The organism is Streptomyces achromogenes (assembly GCF_030816715.1).
Taxonomy (GTDB): Bacteria; Actinomycetota; Actinomycetes; order Streptomycetales; family Streptomycetaceae; genus Streptomyces; species Streptomyces achromogenes_A.
The window spans coordinates 7,850,954-7,870,354 of the sequence record NZ_JAUSYH010000001.1 but is presented as its reverse complement, the minus strand read 5'-3'; the positions used below and the strand labels follow the sequence as shown (position 1 = coordinate 7,870,354).

The window sequence follows — 19,401 nt, the reverse complement described above, 5'->3', positions numbered from 1 at the left end:
GATCCCATCAACTCGGCGCAACCGTCACCGCGTTGCCGGGAATCGCCGTGGCGGCCGGCTCCCGCCGCGCGGCCGTCCGTCGCCGACCGGCCCGCCGCCCGCCGCCGACCGCCCGCCGCCGGCCACGCGGGCCGTGCCGGACGGCGGCCGGGACGAGCGAGGACCGCTCACGCGGCGCGTCCAGCACCCCGGCCCCGGCCGCCGCGGCCAGTGCCCTGCGGTCCGCGTGACCGTCCGCCGCGAGGGCGGGCAGCACCTCGACCTCGGCCACCAGGCCCCGGGTGGACGCCACCCTCCACAGCGAGGCGAGCAGGGAGTCGTCGCCGACGAAGGCGGCCGCCGTGCTGACCGCCCCGGCCGCGTCGCGGTAGCCGATGCGCACCGGCTGGACCAGGGCGCCGGCGTCCAGCGCGGCCTGGAACACCGCCCTGTGGAAGCTCCCCTGCGCCCGGCCGCACCAGGTGCTCCCCTCCGGGAACACGGCGACCGCCCGGCCGGAGCGCAGCACCCGCGTGATCCGTTCCACCGTGGCGGGCAGGGCGCGCAGCCGGTCGCGGTCGATGAACAGCACGCCGCCGCGCACGGCCAGCGCGCCCGCCACCGGCCAGCGCCGGATCTCGGCCTTGGCGAGCATCCGCGCCGGGCGGACGCCCGCCAGCAGTGGGACGTCCAGCCAGGAGATGTGGTTGGCGACGAGGAGCACTCCCCCGGCGGCCGGCGCGCTCGCGCCGGTCACTCGGACGCGCACCCCGGCGGCCCGGACGACGGTGCGGCTCCACCGTCGCACCGCGCCCGCCGGGATCCGCCCGCCGAGCGGCGACAGCGCCGCTCCCGCCAGCACCAGCACGGCGACCGCCGTGAGCCGCAGCACGGCCCTCGGGACGCCCGTACGGGACGCCGTCCCTCGCACACACGCCACCGGAGTGCAGGGCGCCGCGGGCAGCCAGACGCTCACGCGGCGGCCACGAGGGAGAGGAAGTGCCGCAGGTAGCGCGGGTCGACCCGGCTCATCGGCAGCAGCACGTACAGATCGGCGACGCCGAAGTCGGGGTCGTGGGCGGGCTCCCCGCACACCCAGGCGCCGAGGCGGACGTAGCCACGCAGCAGGGCGGGCAGCTCGGTGCGTCCGGCTGCGGCGGCCGAGGCGGCCGGGGAAGGCGTCCACGGCCGCAGCGGGCGCACCCGGAACTCCTCGGGCGCCAGGTGCTTCACGCGCACCCGCTCCCAGACGCCGGCCGCCAGCGCGCCGCCGTCGGCCAGCGGGACGGAGCAGCAGCCGGCCAGCCACGCGTGGCCGTGGTCCACCATGTACCGGGCGATTCCGGCCCAGATGAGGCCGATGACGGCCCCGTCGCGGTGGTCGGGGTGCACACAGGAGCGGCCGACCTCGACCAGGCCGGGCCGGATCGCGTCGAGCGCGCCGAGGTCGAACTCGCCGTCCGAGTAGAGGCGTCCGGCGGCCGCGGCGCGCTCCGGCGGCAGCAGCCGGTAGGTCCCGACGACCTGGCCGGTGTGCGTGTCGCGCACCAGCAGGTGGTCGCAGCGGGCGTCGAACGGGTCGACGTCGAGGCCCGGCTCGGCGGACGCCAGCGTGGCGCCGAGCTCGCCGGCGAACACGTCGTGCCGCAGCCGCTGCGCGGCCCGTACGTCGTCCTCGTCGCGGGCCAGGGTGACGGTGTAGCGGGCGGGTGCCGTGGACTGCTGGGGGCGGTCGAGCGTGGAAACGCCGGTCATGGCTCTCTCCTGTCGCGGGCCGGGTGGGCGCAGCGGCTGCAGCCCCCTGGCGTGGGTGCTGCCGCCCCTGTTCTTCCGCTCCCGGCCGACCTCGGCGTGACCGGCGCGAGGAGAGCTGATGTGCGCTTGCTGAACGGCTCGGGCCGACGCCGGGGACGGGGTGGCGGGCGCCGGCCGGGACGGGGCGGAGGGCGCCGGTCGCTTCACCGGCCCGTTCACCGGCCCGTCGCCTGTAGGTCCACCGGTCGGTTCACCGGTTCGGGGCCGCGCCCCGCCCGTGCCCGCGGACGCGAGACGGGGCCGGGGAGCACCACTCCCGGCCCCGTCCGTCCGCACCCTCGGCGAACGCTTCACATGCCCGGCGCTACCGCTTGGCGGCCTTCCGGGTCGCCCGCAGCCATTCCCTGTTCATGCCGGTGATGGACGTCAGCGGGATGCCCTTGGGGCAGGCCGTCGCGCACTCCCCGGCGAGGGTGCAGCCGCCGAACCCCTCGTCGTCCATCTGCGCCACCATGTCCAGCACCCGGGTCTCCCGCTCGGGCGCGCCCTGCGGCAGCACGTTGAGGTGGTTGACCTTGGCGGAGGTGAACAGCATCGCGGCCCCGTTGGGGCAGGCGGCCACGCACGCCCCGCAGCCGATGCACTCCGCGTGCTCGAAGGCGTAGTCGGCGTCCGGCTTGGGCACCGGTGTGGCATGCGCCTCGGGCGCGGCGCCGGTGGGTGCGGTGACGTACCCGCCGGCCTGGATGATCCGGTCGAAGGCGCTGCGGTCGACCACCAGGTCCTTGACGACCGGGAAGGCGGCGGCCCGCCACGGCTCGACGTCGATGGTGTCGCCGTCCCGGAAGGACCGCATGTGCAGCTGGCAGGACGTGGTGCGCTCGGGGCCGTGCGCGTCGCCGTTGATGACGAGCGAGCACGCGCCGCAGATGCCCTCGCGGCAGTCGTGGTCGAAGGCGACGGGATCGTCGCCGCGCAGGATGAGCTCCTCGTTGAGGGTGTCGAGCATCTCCAGGAAGGACATGTCGGGCGAGATGCCGTCCACTTCGTACGTGGACATGGCACCGTCGGCGTCGGTGTCGCGCTGCCGCCAGACGCGCAGGGTGAGCCTCATGCGTAGCTCCGCTGGGTGGGGTGGACGTACTCGAAGACCAGGTCTTCCTTGTGCAGCACGGGGGCCTCGCCCGGCCCGGTGAACTCCCAGGCCGCCGCGTAGGCGAACTCGTCGTCGCGGCGGGCGGCTTCGCCGTCCGGCGTCTGAGACTCCTCGCGGAAGTGGCCGCCGCAGGACTCGGCGCGGTGCAGCGCGTCGAGGCACATCAGCTCGGCGAGCTCCAGGTAGTCGACGATCCGGTTGGCCTTCTCCAGTGACTGGTTGAACTCCTCGCCGACGCCGGGAACCCTGATGCGCCGCCAGAACTCCTCGCGGATCTGCGGGATGCGCTCAAGAGCCTTGCGCAGTCCGGCGTCGCTGCGGGCCATGCCGCAGAACTCCCACATCAGTTCGCCGAGTTCACGGTGGAAGGAGTCGGGGGTGCGGTCGCCGTCGACGGACAGGAGCAGGTGGAGCCGGTCCTGGGTCTCGGCCAGCACCTCCTGGACGGCGGGGTGTTCGTCGCCCACCTCACTCTGCCGCGGGGTGCGGGCGAGGTAGCCGTTGACGGTCGCCGGGAGGACGAAGTAGCCGTCGGCGAGGCCCTGCATGAGGGCGCTCGCGCCGAGGCGGTTCGCGCCGTGGTCGGAGAAGTTGGCCTCGCCGATCGCGAACAGGCCGGGAACGGTGGTCTGCAGGTCGTAGTCGACCCACAGTCCGCCCATCGTGTAGTGCACGGCCGGGTAGATCCGCATCGGGACCTCGTAGGGATCCTCGTCGGTGATCCGCCGGTACATGTCGAAGAGGTTGCCGTACTTCGCCTCGACGGCCTTGCGGCCCAGGCGCGCGATGGCGTCGGCGAAGTCGAGGTACACGCCCTGTCCGCCGGGGCCGACGCCCTTGCCCTCGTCGCAGACGTTCTTGGCGGCGCGGGAGGCGATGTCCCGCGGGACCAGGTTGCCGAAGGAGGGGTAGACGCGCTCCAGGTAGTAGTCGCGTTCCTCCTCGGGGATCCGGTTCGGCGGACGGTCGTCGCCCTTGGCCTTCGGCACCCAGATCCGGCCGTCGTTGCGCAGCGACTCGCTCATCAGCGTCAGCTTCGACTGGTGGTCGCCGGTGCGCGGGATGCAGGTCGGGTGGATCTGGGTGAAACACGGGTTGGCGAAATAGGCGCCACGGCGGTGCGCCCGCCAGATCGCGGTGGCGTTGGAGTTCATGGCGTTGGTCGACAGGTAGAAGACGTTCCCGTAACCGCCGCTGGCCAGGACGACGGCGTCCGCGACGTAGGCGTCGATCTTCCCGGTGATCAGGTCCCGGGCCACGATGCCCCGGGCCCGGCCGTCGACGACGATCAGGTCGAGCATCTCGGTGCGCGGGTGCATCTCGACGTTGCCGGCGGCGATCTGCCGGCTGAGGGCCTGGTAGGCGCCGAGGAGCAGTTGCTGCCCCGTCTGGCCGCGGGCGTAGAAGGTCCGCGAGACCTGCACGCCGCCGAACGAGCGGGTGTCGAGCAGGCCGCCGTACTCGCGGGCGAAGGGCACGCCCTGCGCGACGCACTGGTCGATGATCTCGACGGAGATCTGCGCCAGCCGGTGCACGTTGGACTCCCGGGCCCGGAAGTCGCCGCCCTTGACGGTGTCGTAGAAGAGCCGGTGCACGGAGTCGCCGTCGTTGCGGTAGTTCTTCGCCGCGTTGATGCCGCCCTGCGCGGCGATGGAGTGGGCGCGGCGTGGGGAGTCCTGGTAGCAGAACTGGACGACGCGGTAGCCCTGTTCGGCGAGGGTGGCGCCGGCGGAGCCGCCGGCGAGGCCGGTGCCGACGACGATCACCGTGTGCTTGCGCCGGTTGGCGGGGTTGACCAGACCGGCCTCGAAGCGGCGCTTGTCCCACCGCTCGGCGACGGGGCCGGACGGGGCCTTGGCGTCGACGACCGGCTCACCGGTCGTGTAGTGCGCGTAGGAGGGGAAGGGACTCATGTTCAGCTCACCACTCCGGTCATGACGCCCACGGGCACGGCGAGGAATCCGGCCGTGAGCAGCAGTGCGAGGACGTCGGCGAAGATCTTGAGGGCGCGGTCGCGGGTGCGGCTGCCGACGCCGAGGGTCTGGGCCGCGCTCCAGAAGCCGTGCCGCACGTGCAGGCCGAGGGCGAGCATCGCCACGGTGTAGACGGCGTTCCCGTACCAGGTGGAGAAGGTGTCCACGACGTTCTGGTACGGGTGGCCCTCCTGGAAGCCGCCGCTGTGCGCGGTGCCGGTGGTCAGGTCGAGGATGTGCCACACGATGAACAGGGCGAGGATGATGCCGCCCCAGCGCATGGTGCGGGTGGCGTAGCTCGCCCGCGGCTTCCTGTGCACGTACCCGGTGGGCCGCGCTCTGAGGTCGCGGCGGCTGAGCTGGTACGCGGAGACGGCGTGGGCGATCACCGCGACGACCAGCACGACGCGTACGAGCCAGAGCGTCCACTCGTAGTGCATGAACGGTTCGCCGACCGTGCGCAGCCAGTGGGCGTAGTGGTTGAACTCCGCCGGGCCGAAGAAGATCTTGAGGTTGCCGATGACATGGGCGACCAGGTACATCAGCATGATCATGCCGCTGACGGCCATCACCGTCTTCTTGCCGACGGAGGAGTCCCACACGGTGCGCGCCATGGACGACCGTCGGTCCGTCCGCGTTGCCAGAGCCATGTCTGCAGACGCTACGGCCGCGCCGGCCGATCGGTCCAAGACATGGTCCGCCTGGAATCCATAGGCTCCGCCTATGGCGGCGTACGCTTGCGGCATGCAGTTCCAGCAGCTCCAGTACTTCGTGGCGGTCGCCGAGACCCGGCACTTCACCCGGGCCGCCGAGCTCGTGCATGTGGCGCAGCCGTCGCTGTCGCAGCAGATCAAGGCGTTGGAGCGGGAGTTGGGGGCGGATCTGTTCCTGCGGGCGCGGGGCAACATCACGCTCACCGACGCCGGCGAGGCGCTGCTGCCGCCGGCCCGCCGGATCCTCGCGGACGCCGAGGCCGCCCGGTACGAGGTGCAGGAGCTGGTGCAGCTGCGCGGCGGCCGGGTGCGGCTCGGAGCGACGCCCAGTGTCTGCACGGGCCTGCTGCCGGACGTGCTGCGCGCCTTCCACGACCGCTATCCGGGCGTCCGGCTGGTGATCGAGGAGGGCGGTTCGCACGACCTCGTCCGCGAGCTGGCGCGCGGGGCCCTGGACCTCGCCCTGGTCGTCCTGCCCCTGCCCAGCCCGTCGCCGGCGCTGACCACGGTGGAGCTGCTGCGTGAGGACCTGGTGGTGGTGTCCTCGCCGGAGGCGCCCCGGCCGGGGCAGGGGCGCACCGTGCGGATCGCCGACCTGGTGGGTGAGCGCATGGTGATGTTCCGGCATGGCTACGACCTGCGGGAACTCACCGTGGCGGCATGCCGCGCGGAGGGTTTCGAACCCGACTTCGCGGTCGAGGGCGGCGAGATGGACGCGGTGCTCGGCTTCGTGCGGGCCGGCCTCGGGGTGGCCGTCGTCCCCCGTATGGTGGCCGCCCGCTCCGGCCGGGGCCTGCGGGTCACCCCGCTCGCCCGGCCCGGCCTGCACCGCACGATCGCCCTGGCCCACCGCAGCGACGTGGCGCCGCCCCGTGCGGCGCGGGAGCTGCAGCGCATGCTGCTGGAGCGGTGAGCCGGCCCACGTGTGCGCGCGGCCGGCCGGCCCGCCGCTCGCGGGCTCCCGGTCCGTGCCGCGACCGCCCCGCTCCCCCGCCCGGTGCAGTCGCGCCCGAGGTCAGCCCGTCGCGTCCACGAGTGCCAGGTCGTGGAGGCGGTCCGGGGGGCCGGGGCGGGCGTAGTACCAGCCCTGGGCCGTGTCGCAGCCGAGTATCCGCAGCTGCTCGGCCTGGGCGCCGGTCTCCACGCCCTCCACGGTGACCGCGAGGTCCAGACTGTGCGCGAGCGAGACGATCCCCTCGACGATCTTGAGGTCGACGGGGTCCGCCGGGAACTGCTGCATGCCCTGGGTGAAGGAGCGGTCCAGCTTGAGCACGCTCACCGGGAGCCGGCGCAGGTTGGCGAGGTTGGAGTACCCCGTGCCGAAGTCGTCGAGCGCGATGTCCACGCCCATCTCGGCGAGCCGGCGCAGCGGTTTGAGCAGGGCGTCGTCGGCGCCGATCAACGCCGACTCCGTCACCTCCAGGCACAGCGCGGCCGGGTCGACGCCCGCGCGCTCCAGGATGTCCACGGTGTCCTGCACCAGGCCGGGGTGGGTGAGCTGGCACGGGGAGAGGTTGACGTTGATGCGCAGCGGGCCGGTGTCCTCGTTGCGGTCACGCCACTCACCGGCCTGCCGCACCGACTCCTCCAGCACCCAGCGGCCCAGCGGCACGATCAGCCCGGTGTGCTCGGCGAGCGGGATGAACCGGTCGGGCCCGAGCACCCCGTGCTGCGGATGCAGCCAGCGCACCAGCGCCTCCGCGCCGCGCACGCTGCCGTCGCCGAGGTGGACCAGCGGCTGGTACTCGATGAAGAACTCGCCGCGTTCGAGGGCCGCCGGAAGCGCCGTGGTCAGACCGTGCCGGGTGATGGCGCGGGCGTCGGCCTCCGGGTCGGCGACCTCGAAGCGGTTGCCGCCCGCCGACTTGGCCCGGTACATGGTGATGTCGGCGCTGCGCAGCACCTCCGCCGCGCTGCGCTCCCCGGCCGGCCCTTCGACGATGCCGATGCTGCCGCGCACGGTCAGCTCACGGCCGTCGATGCTCACCGGCGCGACCAGGACGTTCATGATGCGCGCGGCGAGCTCGTCGACCTCGTGGCGGGTGTCGGGGCCGGTGGTCAGCGCCACGAACTCGTCGCCGCCGAGGCGGGCGACCATCTCGCCGGGCGCGGTCGCGCAGGACTGCAGCCGGTCGGCGACCTCCACCAGCAGCCGGTCGCCGGCGGCGTGTCCGAGGCTGTCGTTGATGGTCTTGAAGCCGTCCAGGTCCAGGTAGCACAGACCGAACCTGCGGCCCTCGCCGGCCGCCAGCACCTTCTCCAGCCGTTCGAAGAACAGGGTGCGGTTGGGCAGTCCGGTGAGCGCGTCGTGGGTGGCCTCGTAGCGCAGCCGCAGGTTGAGCAGCCGGCGCTCGGTGGTGTCCTCCATCAGGGCCAGCTGGTACTGCGGGGCCCCGTCCGCGTCCCGCAGCAGCGACACCGTCAGATTGGTCCACAGGACCGTTCCGTCGGGGCGGCTGAACGCCTTCTCCGTGTGGTAGTGCTCCCGTTCGCCGCGGACGAGCTCGTCGTAGAGCCGCCAGGTCTGCGGCGCGTCCTCGGGGTGGGTGAAGTCCTGGACCTTGCGGCCCAGCAACGACCGCTCCGAACCGCCGAACATACGCAGCAGCGCCCCGTTGACCTGGAGGACGTTGCCCTCCAGGTCGGCGATGCTGATCCCTATCGCGGCGCCCTCGAAGACCGCCCGGAAGCGGGCCTCGCTGGCGTGCAGCGCCTGCGCGACGACGCCCTGGGCGCGCAACGCGGCCTGTGCGATGGCCTCCTGCTCGGCGAGGGTGCGCTCGCGCAGCGCCACCGCGTAGCCGGCCGCCATGGCGTGCTGCAGACGCGAGGCGCGGGTGCGCAGGTCCTCCTGGGGGCCGCCCTCGCCGCAGTAGAGCACCAGATAGGCGTCGACGCAGTCGAGCGTGCGGCTGAGCGCCTCGGGGTCGGTGCAGTGCGCGTCGACCAGGGCGGCGCCGACCGCCTTGGCGGCGTCGGCGTCGAGGGTCCGCTCCAGCAGCGCCTCACGCAACCGCCGCGCCAGCGGAAGGAGTTGCTCTTCGAGTTCGGGGCGGGTCAGCGACGTCGAGGTCACCGGGTACACGGCCCGGCTCCAGATCGTCACGAACCGCCGCAGTCTGTCCTCCGGCCCGTCCGGCTCCGCACTCACGCCGTACGCCCCACGCCGGCGAAACCGGAGAAGGCCCAGGGGTCCTCGTCCTCCGGCGCCGTGTCCGGCCGCCAGTGCGGCATCGGCACCAGTCCCGGCTCCACCATGTCGTACCCCTCGAAGAACCGCCCGATCTCGTCACGCGAGCGCATGACCAGCGGATTGCGAATGTCCTTGTATACGTCGACGGCGCCCTCGGCCCGCTGCGGGATTCCCTCGTACGAGGCATGCGTGAGCACCAGCAGGCTGCCGGGCGCGAGCGCGGCGCCGAGTTCGGCCACCGCCGCGTGCGGGTCGTCGGCGTCCTCGACGAAGTGGAGCACCGCGACCAGCAGCAGGGCCACCGGCCGTTCCAGATCGAGCAGTTGCTCCACCTGCGGGCTGGTGAGGATCTCCTGCGGCTTGCGCAGGTCGGCGGCCACGACGTCGACGCCGTCGCAGCCGGCCAGCACCGCCTCGCTGTGCGCCACGGCCACCGGGTCGTGGTCGACGTAGACCACGCGCGCGTCGGGGTTCGCCGCCCGGGCGATCTCGTGCGCGTTGCCGAACGTGGGGATCCCGGAGCCGATGTCGAGGAACTGGGTGACGCCCTCGGCGACCGCGTACCGCACCGCACGGCGCATGAACGCCCGGTTCGCCTGACTGATCTTCGGCAGTCCGGGGATGAACTCCATGGCCCTGCGGGCCGCTTCCCGGTCCACCTCGAAGTTGTGCGATCCGCCCAGGTAGTAGTCGTAGATCCGCGAGACGCTCGGCACCGAGATGTCGATGCTCCGAGGGGCCCAGGCGGGACGCTCCATCTATCTCTCCAAGGCGTAGGCGATCCGGTGTTCGAGCTGAGGCTACTGATCGCCCGCCAAACGGGCGAGGGGAAACGGAAATTGACCGTCCGTTCCCGGTCACTGCCTCCGGCACGTGCCAAAACGACGCCCCCCGCGGGGCTACCAAAAGTGTCCGGGCCGCTCCGGAGGGTTCCGGAAGCGGCCCGGAGGGCGGCCGAATTCTACGCACAGGACAAGGGGGCCCGACAAGCACAGCGGTCCGCCCCCTCCGTGCGGCGCGGAGGGGGCGGACCAACGGGTCGTGCGCGAGGGGCGGCTTCGGGAACCGGCCCTGGGGAGGCGTTCCTACTGCCCCGGCGCTCCGACCAGCTTTCCGTCGGGCGCGACGGCGTACCACGTGCCGCCCACACCCTGGCCGTTGATGTCGCCCGGAGACTTGTCACCGGAGAAGGTGTAGATCGGCGAGCAGTTGACCGTCTGCTGCTTGACGCCGTCACCCCGGGTGAAGCTCATCAGGCCCTTCTTCTGGACGCCCTTGGTGTCGTTCGCCTCGACGGGCGCCACCGCCGGCCACTTCTCCAGGCACGCGCCGTTGCAGTTCGACACCGGCTTGGGCCACGCCTTGTCCTTGAGGAACCGGTAGACGGTCATGCCGTTCTTGTCGACGACGATGTCGCCGAGGTTGGGGTCCTTGCGGACGGACAGCCCCGCCAGGGCGGCATCGCCGCCACCGCCACCGCCCCCGCCGCCGCCGCCCTTGGCCTTCTTGCCCTCGGGGGTCAGCGCGAACCACTTGTTGCCCACGCCCTGACCGGTGGTGTCGCCGGCGTTGGCGTCCTTGGCGTAGTAGTAGGCGGGCCAGCCGCCCACGGTGAGCTGCTTGCTGCCGTCGGACCGGGTGATCTCGCCGAGCAGCGACTTGTCGATGCCGTCGCCGGCGCTCGCGTCGTCGGCGGACACCGGCGGCCAGGCGGTCGCGCAGTCGCCGTCACAGTTCGACTTCGGGGGTTCCGCGGTGTCCGCGTCGAAGCGGTAGAGGGTCTTGCCGGCGCCGTCGGTGAGGATCTTGCCCAGTTCCGGGTTCGCGGCGACGGCCAGTTCGCCCGTCGATCCGCCCTGCGCTCCGGTGCCCGAACCGACACCGCCGGGCGCGGGGCTCGCACTGGCGCCGACCTGGCCGTAACCGCTGCCGACGCCCCCGATGCCACCGGCCGGAGCCGTGGCCCCGACGTTCTGGCTCGACGCTGACGTGCCGCTTTCCGATCCGCACGCCGTCGTCAGCGCCAGTACGGCCACGGTGCCAGCCGCGAGTGAGGCGCTCCGCCAGGTGGTCTTCATCGTCAACAACTCCCCGATCGTCCCAAGGTGTTGCGGCGCCCTGCTGCGCCACCGCACGACACTGGGTACGCATACGGACGTCCGTTGTGTTCAACGGCGGCACAAATTTCTTTCGACGGCCCGTGACGCGCGCCGCCCCGGCCGCTCACGACGACCCCCGGACCGGGCGCCCCCAACGGCCCGGACCGCGCCGATCGCACAGACGGACGACGGGCCGCATAAGCGAACGCACCACCCGGCAAACCCGGGGAACCGTTCTTCCCCCGTTCGGGGCAATCCCCGCCGGGTGAGGACTCCGGCCGCCGCACGAGGCCGCATGATCTCCGTCGTGCATGGACCCGAACCGACCCGATCCGTCCTCGTCACACGAGGTCTGGCCCTGGTGACCGCGGTGTGGATCCTCGCGGCCGTCCCGGCCGGTGTGGCGACGGCCGACGCGTGCGCGTACGCCTCGACGGGCCCGGACGGCACCGAGGCGGTCGCCGTCGCGGGGAGTTACGGGTGGGAGGGCTCCCCGGTGTGCCCGCAGCCCACCCCGCCGCCCGAGCCGCCCGAGCCACCGAAGCCGCCGAAGCCGCCGAAGCCGGAACCGCCCGAACCGACGCCCACACCCACCCCCACGCCCACCCCGCCGCCGCCCCCGGCACCGACCCCGAAGCCGCCGCCCCCCGCACCCCGGCCGCCGGCGCCGAAGCCGCGCCCGAAACCGCCCGCGCCGCCGCGCCGCGCGGCACCGCTGCCGCCGCCGGCCCCCACACCCCCGCCGGCCCCCACGCCGGCCCGCACCCCGGAGCCGACGCCCACCCCGCCTCCCTCGGCGGCTCCGGTGACCTACCCCGCCTACCACGCGACAGCGCGCCAGCGACCCGCCCGCGGGGGCCAGTCGCCCGTCACCTATGTCCTGCTCGTCACCGTGCCCGCGCTGATCGCCGTCGCCGCGCTGCGACCGCGCTGAGTGCCGATCCTGGAGGCTTTCCTTGCCGGAATGGCTTGTTCTCACCCTCGCGATGCTCGCCGCCTGCGCGGTGGTGGTCGTCATCACCCTCGTACGGCACCGCAGGGCACCCGAGGACGAGGACCCCTCGGAGACCCCGGACGTCATCGAGTACATGACGATGTGGATCGGCGTGGTGTACGCCATCGTCCTCGGTCTGGCCATCGCCGGCGTCTGGGAGGCGCGGAGTGTCGCCCAGGACCATGTGCAGGCCGAGGCGCAGGCGCTGCACGAGATCTCCGAGCGGGTGCGCGTCTATCCGGCGGACGTGCGCGACCGTATTCGAGCGGATGTCAACGCCTATGTCGGACACGTCGTCACCAGGGAATGGAAGGAGATGGCCGACGGCGGCGACGTGAGCGGGCGCGGTGACGAGCTCCTCCAGCAGGTCCGGGTGGACGTCACGGACTACCGGCCGGCCTCCGACTTCCAGGCGCAGGCCTACCAGCCGCTGCTCGACCAGCTGGCCGCGGCCGACCAGGCGCGCAACGCCCGCGCCGAGTCGACGGGGGCGACCATGCCCGGCGTGGTGTGGTTCGGGCTGTTGGCGGGGGCCGTCATCACCATCGGCATGGTGTTCGCGCTGCAGATCCGGCGCACCACCCGCGAACTGGTCCTGGCCGGGCTGTTCTCCGCGCTCATCGCCTTCCTGCTCTTCCTCATCTGGGATTTCGACGCGCCGTACAGCCGCGGTGTCACCGCGTCGGCGGAACCGTTCCTCCGTCTGTTTCCGGGAATCGGGAGCTGAGGCTCTCGGACTGACGCCCGCTCACCACCACGTCCGCGCGCCGGAGGGCGGCCGCCACGCCGCCGCCTTCCCCCGGGTGGCCCACACCCGTGCCCCATTCGCACGACAGCGATCGCGGGAGCGCACACGTGTTCCTAGTGTTTCGGTCATCGAGGTGCATTGTCGGAGAAAGCGGAACAGTTCCGCGGCCTGCTCCTCGGGACCGGAGGATCCACCATGCGCGCGATACGCGTCGCTTCGGCCGCACTGCTGGGCGTCACCGCCCTGACCTGCTTCGCACCGGCCGCCGTCGCGAGCGACGACGACAACCACTACGTCATGTCCAACGGCTACCGGGTGCTGCCCTCGACCGTCGCCGCGGGCGGCGAGGTCGTTCTCCAGGTCGACCGCGTCACCAGCGGCTGCCGGAACTCCGTGACCGTCACCTCGGGGGTGTTCGACGCCGTCGTCATCCCGAAGGGCTCCACGTCGGCGGTGGCACGGATCGACCGGGACGCCGAGCCGGGCGCCTCGTACCGGGTGACGTTCAGTTGCGGCGGCGTCAGCGCCGTCAAGGAACTGACGATCGCCGCCGTCCGTCCGGATCCGGTGCGCCCCCAGCCGCCCCGGGGTGTGCACGCCGGTGAGGGCGGCAGCTCCGCCGGGTTCGACCTCCAGGAGATCGGGCTGGGCGCGGCGCTCATCGCGGGTTCCGTCGGGGCCGCCTACCGCGTCGCGCGACGCCGTACGGGCGAGGACGGCGGCTGACGGCTCGCCGCGCACGGGGCTTCGCCCCGGATCCCAGCAGGTCCGGGGCGAAGTCCGGTGTCACGCGCGGTCCGCGCGGATGCGGGCCGCGCAGGGGCGGACGTCAGATGCGGCGTTCGGCGCGGCGCCGCATCCAGAACAGTCCGCCGCCGACCACCGCCGCGGCGACGAGCCCGCCGCCGATCGCGACGTCGGTCGGGGAGGCGCCGCTGGTGCTGCTGCCGCCGAGGCCGCCGCGTACGCCGCCGATGACGGTGAAGGCCGCCGGGCGGGTCAGGGTACGGCCGGAGCAGTTGACGGTGACATCGTAGGCGCCCGGGCGGGCGGTCTCGTTGACGGTGGCGGTGCCCCTGGCGGTCTGGTTGGCGCCGGTGATGGGCGTCAGCTGGGTCTGCGGGAACGCGGCCGAGGTCGCGGCGCCGCCGCCTGGGCAGCCGTCGACGGTGATCGTGAGCTGGCCGCCGCGGGCGATGACGGCGGGCAGGACGACGATGTTGCTGGGGTTGGCGCCCATGCCGTCGCGGGCGACAGCGGCGGGGGCGGTGAGAGCGAGGGCGGCGACCGCGGCGGCGGAGACCGCCGAGGCCGCCAGAGCACGAGTGGTACGCATGTGATCCTCCGCGGAAGGCGCCCCGGGTCCCGTCCCCGGCATGTCGGCGAGAAAGCGCCTCCCGGACCGACCCTCGGATGCCGTGCGGCCGCCCGCATTTCGGCAATGGTCCGTCCTGGTGAGCGGACACGCCGGGAGGCATCCACACAATCGGATATCACCGCAGGTCACGGGCTGTCAGAAAATATCTGCCGTCGTCAACTCGGATGGCGCACCGGGCGAAGCGGTCACCACCCGTTCGCCGTTGCCCCGTCGCCGGTTTCCGTCACGGCACTTAGCGTTCTCGTATGCGCGAAAGGACGCGGCGACGGCCGCGTCGAAAGGGGATGGCGAATGTCTGCGTACGAGCTGTCCGAGGTGGCGGAAGAGGAGGAACGGCGGAGGAAGCGCGCACCCTGGGGCGTGATAGCGCTTGTTCTGCTGACCGGTCTCGCGCTCATCCGGAACGGGTCGGGAGAGTTCGACATCGGCCCGCCGCAGCCGGCCGCGGCGGCGGCCGCGGACGGCCGGACCGCCGGTGACGTCTTCGGACGGACCGCGGCGGCCCTGCCCTACGCCGAGCCGGACCGGGTGCGGATCCCCGCCATCCGGGTCGACGCGCCGGTGATGGCGGTCGGCCTCGACACGGACGGCTGGGTGGGAGCGCCGCCGCCGGAGGACCCGAACCTGGCCGGCTGGTTCACCGGCGGCGTCTCACCGGGCGAGAAGGGGACGGCGGTCGTCGTCGGCCATGTCGACAACAAACTCGGACCCGCCGTCTTCTACGGCCTCGGCGCGCTGAAGAAGGGAAACCGCGTCGAGGTGTCGCGCAAGGACGGAAAGACCGCGGTGTTCGAGATCTACGGCATCGAGGTGTTCGCGAAGAACAACTTCCCCGGCGACCGCGTCTACGCCTCCAAGGGATCGCCGGAACTGCGGGTCATCACCTGCGGCGGCGGATTCTCCAAGGCGAACGGATACGACGGGAACGTCGTCGCCTTCGCCCGCCTGGTCGAGGTCCGCTGAGCGGCCGCCGACCGGGCGGGCGCCGGGTCAGGCGCGCGGCGAGTGCGGCAGCGTGAGGTGGTAGCCGGAGTCCAGCAGCCGCGGCAGATATCCGCGCAGCGCCCGCACACTCTGGCTGCGGTCGCCCCCGGCGTCGTGCGAGAGCACCACGACGCCGGGGGCGGCGCTCTTCTCGACCCGGTCGACGATCACGCCGGTGCCGGGGGTGGTCCAGTCGAGGGTGTCGACCGTCCAGGCGAGCGGTTCCATGCCCAGTTCGGCGCCGAGCTGGAAGGCGGCGCGGTTCCACGCGCCGTAGGGGGCGCGGAACCAGCGGGGCCGCTCCCCGTAACCCTCCTCGATGACGTCGCTGGTGCGGGACATCTCGGAGCGGATCTGACGGCGGGTCAACCTGGTGAGCAGGGGATGGGACCAGGTGTGGTTGCCGACGACGTGGCCCTCGTCGGCCATCCGGGCCAGCAGGTCCTGGTTGTCGACGGCCATCTCCCCGCACACGAAGAACGTCGCGCGCACGTCGTACTCGGCCAGCGTGTCGAGGATGCCCGGGGTGTAGTGGGGGTCGGGTCCGTCGTCGAAGGTCAGCACCATGGTGCGGCCGCGGCCGGTCATCCGCAGCAGGGGTTCGTGGCGCACCGGGGTGCGGGCGGGTGCGGCGCGCGGGGGGCCGTAGCCGGTCAGCGGTCGCAGACGGTAGGCGGAGGGTTTCAGCGGGAGACTGCGCGCCGGGGCGCCCGAGACGGGGACGCCGACCCTGACCGGCTCGCCCTTGTCGCCCCAGACGAACACCCCGGCCGTGCCGGCCGCTCCGACGGCGGCGGCGCCGGCGAGCAACGCCCGGCGCCGCGTGAACAACTGCTCCTTCTTCATGCAGTCATCAGTCGCCCGACCGGCCCCCGGCGCACCCTGCCGACACCGGACCGGCGGCATGATTCCACCCGCCCGGCGCAGCGCCGCCGGTGCCGCGCCCTGCGCCGGCTGCCGCTCACCGGTGCCGCACCAGCGGGAACGGCAGGGTCTCAGCGGTGCCGCACCAGCGGGAACGGCAGGGTCTCGCGGATGGTGAGCCCGGTGAGGAACATGACCAGGCGGTCGACGCCGATGCCCAGGCCGCCGGTCGGCGGCATCGCGTACTCGAGGGCGTCGAGGAAGTCCTCGTCGAGCTCCATCGCCTCGGGGTCGCCGCCGGCGGCCAGCAGGGACTGCTCGGTCAGCCGCCGGCGCTGCTCCACGGGGTCGGTCAACTCCGAGTAGGCCGTGCCGAGTTCGGTGCCGAAGGCGACGAGGTCCCAGCGTTCGGCGAGACGCGGGTCGAGGCGGTGCTGCCGGGTGAGCGGGGAGACGTCGGTGGGGAAGTCCTTGTAGAAGGTCGGCAGCAGGGTCCTCTCCTCGACGAGCCGCTCGTACATCTCCAGGACGACGTCGCCCCGGCCGTCGTCCGGCGTGTACGGGACGCCGGCGCGGTCGCAGTGCCGCAGCAGGGCCGCCAGGTCCGTGTCGGCGTCGATCTCCTCGCCGAGCGCCTCGGAGATCGCGCCGTGGACCGTCCTGACCGGCCACTCCCCCGAGATGTCGTGCTCGCGCCCGTCCTTGTGGACGACCGGTGAGCCGAAGGCGGCCGTGGCCGCGCCCTGGATCAGCTCGCGGGCCAGGTGGAGCATCTCGTCGTAGTCGGCGTAGGCCTGGTAGGCCTCGAGCATCGTGAACTCGGGGTTGTGCTTGTAGGAGACGCCCTCGTTGCGGAAGGTGCGGCCCATCTCGAAGACCTTCTCCAGGCCGCCGACGCACAGCCGCTTCAGATACAGCTCGGGGGCGATGCGCAGATAGAGGTCGAGGTCGTAGGCGTTGATGTGGGTGGTGAAGGGCCGGGCGTTGGCGCCGCCGTGGATCTGCTGGAGCATGGGCGTCTCGACCTCGAGGTAGCCGCGCTGCAGCAGCCCCTGGCGCAGGGCCTGGACGGCGGTCGAGCGGGCGCGGACGACGTCGCGGGCGGCGGGGCCGGCCACCAGGTCGAGATGGCGCATGCGGACCTTGGCCTCGGGGTCGGTCAGACCGCGGCGCTTGTCGGGCAGGGGGCGCAGGCATTTGGCGGTGAGCTGCCAGGCCGTCGCGAAGACGGTCGGTTCCCCCTTGTCGCTGACGCCTGCCGTGCCGGTGACGCAGAGGTGGTCGCCGAGGTCGGTGTCGGCCCGGAAGGAGCCGAGGGAGCCCCCGGAGCCCCCCGAGACCGCGGAGACCCCGGAGCCCCTGGAAGGGCCGGCGCCCGGGGAACCGGGGACCTCCCCGGAGCCGAGGGCGTCGCGGGTGAGGGCCAGTTGGTGGTCGCCCGACCAGTCGCGCAGGGTCACGAAGACGATGCCGCCGAAGTCGCGCACGCGCATGATCCGGCCGGCGACGGTGACCGCCTCGCCGGTGCCGGCGAGGGCGCGGGCCTCGGCGAGGGTGTGGGTGCGCGCCGGGACGCCGACCGGGTAGGGGTCGGCGCCCCGGGCACGCAGCCGGTCGAGGGTGCGGCGCCGGACGCGGACCTGGTCGGGCAGGCCCGCGTCCGGACCGCTCCGTCCGGCCTCGTCCCCTCCGTCGAGGCCCAGCGCCGCCAGCGACGGCAGGCCCTCGGTCGTGGCGGGTCGGGGCCCGCCCGTCGGGTGCCGCTTGCCCCAGAGCTTGCGCAGGGAGGGCACGGAGACGAAGCCCTCGGCGATGCCGGAGGCCAGGCCCACCCGGGCCAGCGAGCCGGCGTCGCCGTAGCACAGGAAGCGTGGGTACCACTCGGGCCGGTACTTGGCGTTGGAGCGGTAGAGCGCCTCCAGCTGCCACCACTTGGAGAAGAACAGCAGCAGCCGGCGCCACAGCCGCAGGACCGGTCCCGCGCCGATGCGGGCGCCCTCCTCGAACGCCGAGCGGAAGACGGCGAAGTTCAGCGAGATCCGGCGCACGCCGAGCTTGGGGGCGGCGGCGCACAGGTCGGCGACCATGAACTCCATGACGCCGTTGGGGGCCGAGCGGTCGCGGCGCATCAGGTCCAGCGAGACGCCGTCGGCGCCCCAGGGGACGAAGGAGAGCAGCGCCAGCAGGCGGCCGTCGCCGTCCAGGGCCTCGACGAGGAGGCAGTCGGCGTCGGCCGGGTCGCCGAGGCGGTCCAGGGCCATCGAGAAGCCGCGTTCGGTCTCGGTGTCGCGCCAGGCGTCGGCGCGGTCGACCACGTCCTCCATCTCCTGGTCGGTGAGGGCCGAGTGGCGGCGTACGCGGCAGGTGGCGCCGGTGCGGCGGACCCGGTTGACGGCCTGCCGGGTGACCCGCATCTCGCGGCCGCCCAGATCGAAGGAGGCGACGTGCAGGATGGCCTCGTCGCCGAGTTGCAGCGCTCCGAGTCCGGCGCGTGCGAAGGCCTTGGCGCCGTCCTCCGAGGCGCCCATGACCGCGGGCGCCCAGGCGTGCCGGCGGGCCGCGTCCAGCCAGGCGGCGATGGCGTGCGGCCATGCCTCGCGGTCGCCTACGGGGTCGCCGCTGGCCAGGCAGACGCCGGCCTCGACCCGGTAGGTGACGGCGGCCTTGCCGCTGGGCGAGAAGACGACGGCCTTGTCGCGCCGGGTGGCGAAGTAGCCCAGCGAGTCCTGTTCGCCGTACGCCTTCAACAGGGCGCGGATACGGGTCTCCTCGTCGTCGTGCAGGGCCGCTTCCATGCGCTGCGAGCGGAACAGCACGGCGGCGGCGTTGAGCAGGGCGAGGGCGCCGAAGAGGCCGAGCAGGAAGAACAGGGCGCGGGGCGGGCGGCCGTCGAAGGAGCCGGCGGAGACCAGGCCGCCCAGCACCCGGTTGGCGGCCCAGCCGAGGCGCTGCCCGGCGGGGAGGGTGCCGGGGAACGCCTCCACCAGGCCCCAGCCGGCGAGGATCGCGAGGCCGAGCCCCACGAACAGCACGGCGAGCGCCCGCCGGAGCGCCGCCCGGCGGGAGGCGGCGTAGAACTCGCGACGGGCGAGCACGAGCAGGGTCAGCGCGAGGGCGCAGACCGCCAGGGACGGAACCGACTGCACGTACAGGCCGACGGCGACGCCGAGGACGTCGGTGAGGACGAGCAGCCCCAGGTAGACGACGACCAGCCACCAGGCGACCTTCTTGCGGGCGGCGGTCGCGGCGGCGAGCAGGAAGAGGAAGACGGCGTAGGCCAGGTTGGCGCTGACCGGGACGATGAGCAGGTCCAGGAAGCGGACGACCGGGCGCAGCAGGCGGCGCAGCGGCGGGATCAGCGCCAGCAGGACGCACAGCAGGCCGAGGGCGCCGAGGAAGGCCGCGAACGCCTCGGGGACCCGGGTGAGGACGCGGCCTGCCGGACGCCGGGCCGGGCCCGTGGTGCGGTCGGCCGCGGTGCGCTCCACGGTGGCACTCATGCTCCGACTGTAGGAACACCTGGGCCGGGCCGCCCGTCGGACGGCCCGGCACCGGCGGGACCTGG

At 73.1% G+C, this 19,401-nt stretch carries 16 protein-coding genes; 5 read left to right on the top strand and 11 right to left on the bottom strand.

Going from position 1 to position 19,401, the window contains the following annotated elements:
* Nucleotides 1-7: 7 nt before the first annotated feature.
* The 5 genes from QF032_RS35030 to QF032_RS35010 all read right to left on the bottom strand — a co-directional run bounded on the left by QF032_RS35030 (nucleotide 8) and on the right by QF032_RS35010 (nucleotide 5,477).
* Entirely contained in the window at nucleotides 8-955 is a 948-nt protein-coding gene (locus tag QF032_RS35030; RefSeq protein WP_307059221.1) for a lysophospholipid acyltransferase family protein, read from the bottom strand.
* Nucleotides 952-1,734, bottom strand: coding sequence for a GNAT family N-acetyltransferase (locus tag QF032_RS35025; RefSeq protein ID WP_307048200.1), 783 nt, complete (start codon nucleotides 1,732-1,734; stop codon nucleotides 952-954). Before QF032_RS35025 ends, QF032_RS35030 begins: the two co-directional genes overlap by 4 nt.
* A 364-nt stretch (nucleotides 1,735-2,098) precedes the next feature.
* Nucleotides 2,099-2,848 carry a succinate dehydrogenase/fumarate reductase iron-sulfur subunit gene (locus QF032_RS35020; RefSeq protein WP_307048198.1) on the bottom strand — a complete coding sequence of 250 codons (750 nt, stop codon included), beginning with the start codon at nucleotides 2,846-2,848 and terminating at the stop codon, nucleotides 2,099-2,101.
* A complete protein-coding gene (locus QF032_RS35015) occupies nucleotides 2,845-4,803 on the bottom strand; it encodes a fumarate reductase/succinate dehydrogenase flavoprotein subunit (protein WP_307059219.1) in 1,959 nt (652 codons plus the stop codon). The genes QF032_RS35020 and QF032_RS35015 overlap by 4 nt, the downstream gene beginning before the upstream one ends.
* Nucleotides 4,804-4,805: 2 nt before the next feature.
* The gene (locus QF032_RS35010; RefSeq protein WP_307060493.1) at nucleotides 4,806-5,477 is read right to left on the bottom strand and encodes a succinate dehydrogenase; all 672 of its coding nucleotides are present in this window, start codon (nucleotides 5,475-5,477) and stop codon (nucleotides 4,806-4,808) included.
* A 130-nt stretch (nucleotides 5,478-5,607) separates the two neighbouring features.
* On the opposite strand from QF032_RS35010, the gene QF032_RS35005 reads away from it, so the two are divergent.
* Entirely contained in the window at nucleotides 5,608-6,489 is an 882-nt protein-coding gene (locus QF032_RS35005) for a LysR family transcriptional regulator (protein ID WP_307048195.1), read from the top strand.
* Between the two features lie 102 nt (nucleotides 6,490-6,591).
* Here the strand turns inward: QF032_RS35005 and QF032_RS35000 are convergent, their stop codons facing one another.
* From QF032_RS35000 to QF032_RS34990, 3 genes are all read right to left on the bottom strand, one after another.
* The gene (locus QF032_RS35000) at nucleotides 6,592-8,727 is read right to left on the bottom strand and encodes a putative bifunctional diguanylate cyclase/phosphodiesterase (protein ID WP_307059217.1); all 2,136 of its coding nucleotides are present in this window, start codon (nucleotides 8,725-8,727) and stop codon (nucleotides 6,592-6,594) included.
* Entirely contained in the window at nucleotides 8,724-9,527 is an 804-nt protein-coding gene (locus tag QF032_RS34995; RefSeq protein ID WP_307059216.1) for an SAM-dependent methyltransferase, read from the bottom strand. The genes QF032_RS35000 and QF032_RS34995 overlap by 4 nt, the downstream gene beginning before the upstream one ends.
* Before the next feature lie 327 nt (nucleotides 9,528-9,854).
* A complete protein-coding gene (locus QF032_RS34990) occupies nucleotides 9,855-10,847 on the bottom strand; it encodes an SCO0930 family lipoprotein (RefSeq protein WP_307059215.1) in 993 nt (330 codons plus the stop codon).
* Between the two features lie 328 nt (nucleotides 10,848-11,175).
* Between QF032_RS34990 and QF032_RS34985 the strand changes: the two genes are divergently transcribed.
* The 3 genes from QF032_RS34985 (at nucleotide 11,176) to QF032_RS34975 (ending at nucleotide 13,336) form a co-directional block, all read left to right on the top strand.
* Nucleotides 11,176-11,802, top strand: coding sequence for a hypothetical protein (locus QF032_RS34985; RefSeq protein ID WP_307048189.1), 627 nt, complete (start codon nucleotides 11,176-11,178; stop codon nucleotides 11,800-11,802).
* Between the two features lie 22 nt (nucleotides 11,803-11,824).
* Nucleotides 11,825-12,589: a bestrophin-like domain gene (locus QF032_RS34980; RefSeq protein WP_307059214.1), complete on the top strand. Its 765-nt coding sequence runs from the start codon at nucleotides 11,825-11,827 to the stop codon at nucleotides 12,587-12,589.
* Nucleotides 12,590-12,805: 216 nt separating this feature from the next.
* A complete protein-coding gene (locus QF032_RS34975) occupies nucleotides 12,806-13,336 on the top strand; it encodes a hypothetical protein (RefSeq protein WP_307048064.1) in 531 nt (176 codons plus the stop codon).
* A 103-nt stretch (nucleotides 13,337-13,439) separates the two neighbouring features.
* Here QF032_RS34975 and QF032_RS34970 read toward each other — a convergent pair whose 3' ends face one another.
* Complete coding sequence (locus QF032_RS34970) at nucleotides 13,440-13,946, bottom strand: hypothetical protein (RefSeq protein ID WP_307048062.1); 507 nt, start codon at nucleotides 13,944-13,946, stop codon at nucleotides 13,440-13,442.
* Nucleotides 13,947-14,279: 333 nt separating this feature from the next.
* Here QF032_RS34970 and QF032_RS34965 point away from each other — a divergent pair, with 333 nt between their 5' ends.
* On the top strand, nucleotides 14,280-14,951 hold the full coding sequence (locus QF032_RS34965) for a class F sortase (protein ID WP_307048060.1): 672 nt from the start codon (nucleotides 14,280-14,282) through the stop codon (nucleotides 14,949-14,951).
* 27 nt (nucleotides 14,952-14,978) lie between these two features.
* Here the strand turns inward: QF032_RS34965 and QF032_RS34960 are convergent, their stop codons facing one another.
* Together QF032_RS34960 and lysX are read right to left on the bottom strand one after the other, a co-directional pair.
* Nucleotides 14,979-15,818: a polysaccharide deacetylase family protein gene (locus QF032_RS34960; RefSeq protein ID WP_307059212.1), complete on the bottom strand. Its 840-nt coding sequence runs from the start codon at nucleotides 15,816-15,818 to the stop codon at nucleotides 14,979-14,981.
* Nucleotides 15,819-15,967: 149 nt separating this feature from the next.
* Nucleotides 15,968-19,336: a bifunctional lysylphosphatidylglycerol synthetase/lysine--tRNA ligase LysX gene (lysX, locus tag QF032_RS34955; protein ID WP_307059210.1), complete on the bottom strand. Its 3,369-nt coding sequence runs from the start codon at nucleotides 19,334-19,336 to the stop codon at nucleotides 15,968-15,970.
* Nucleotides 19,337-19,401: the final 65 nt, after the last annotated feature.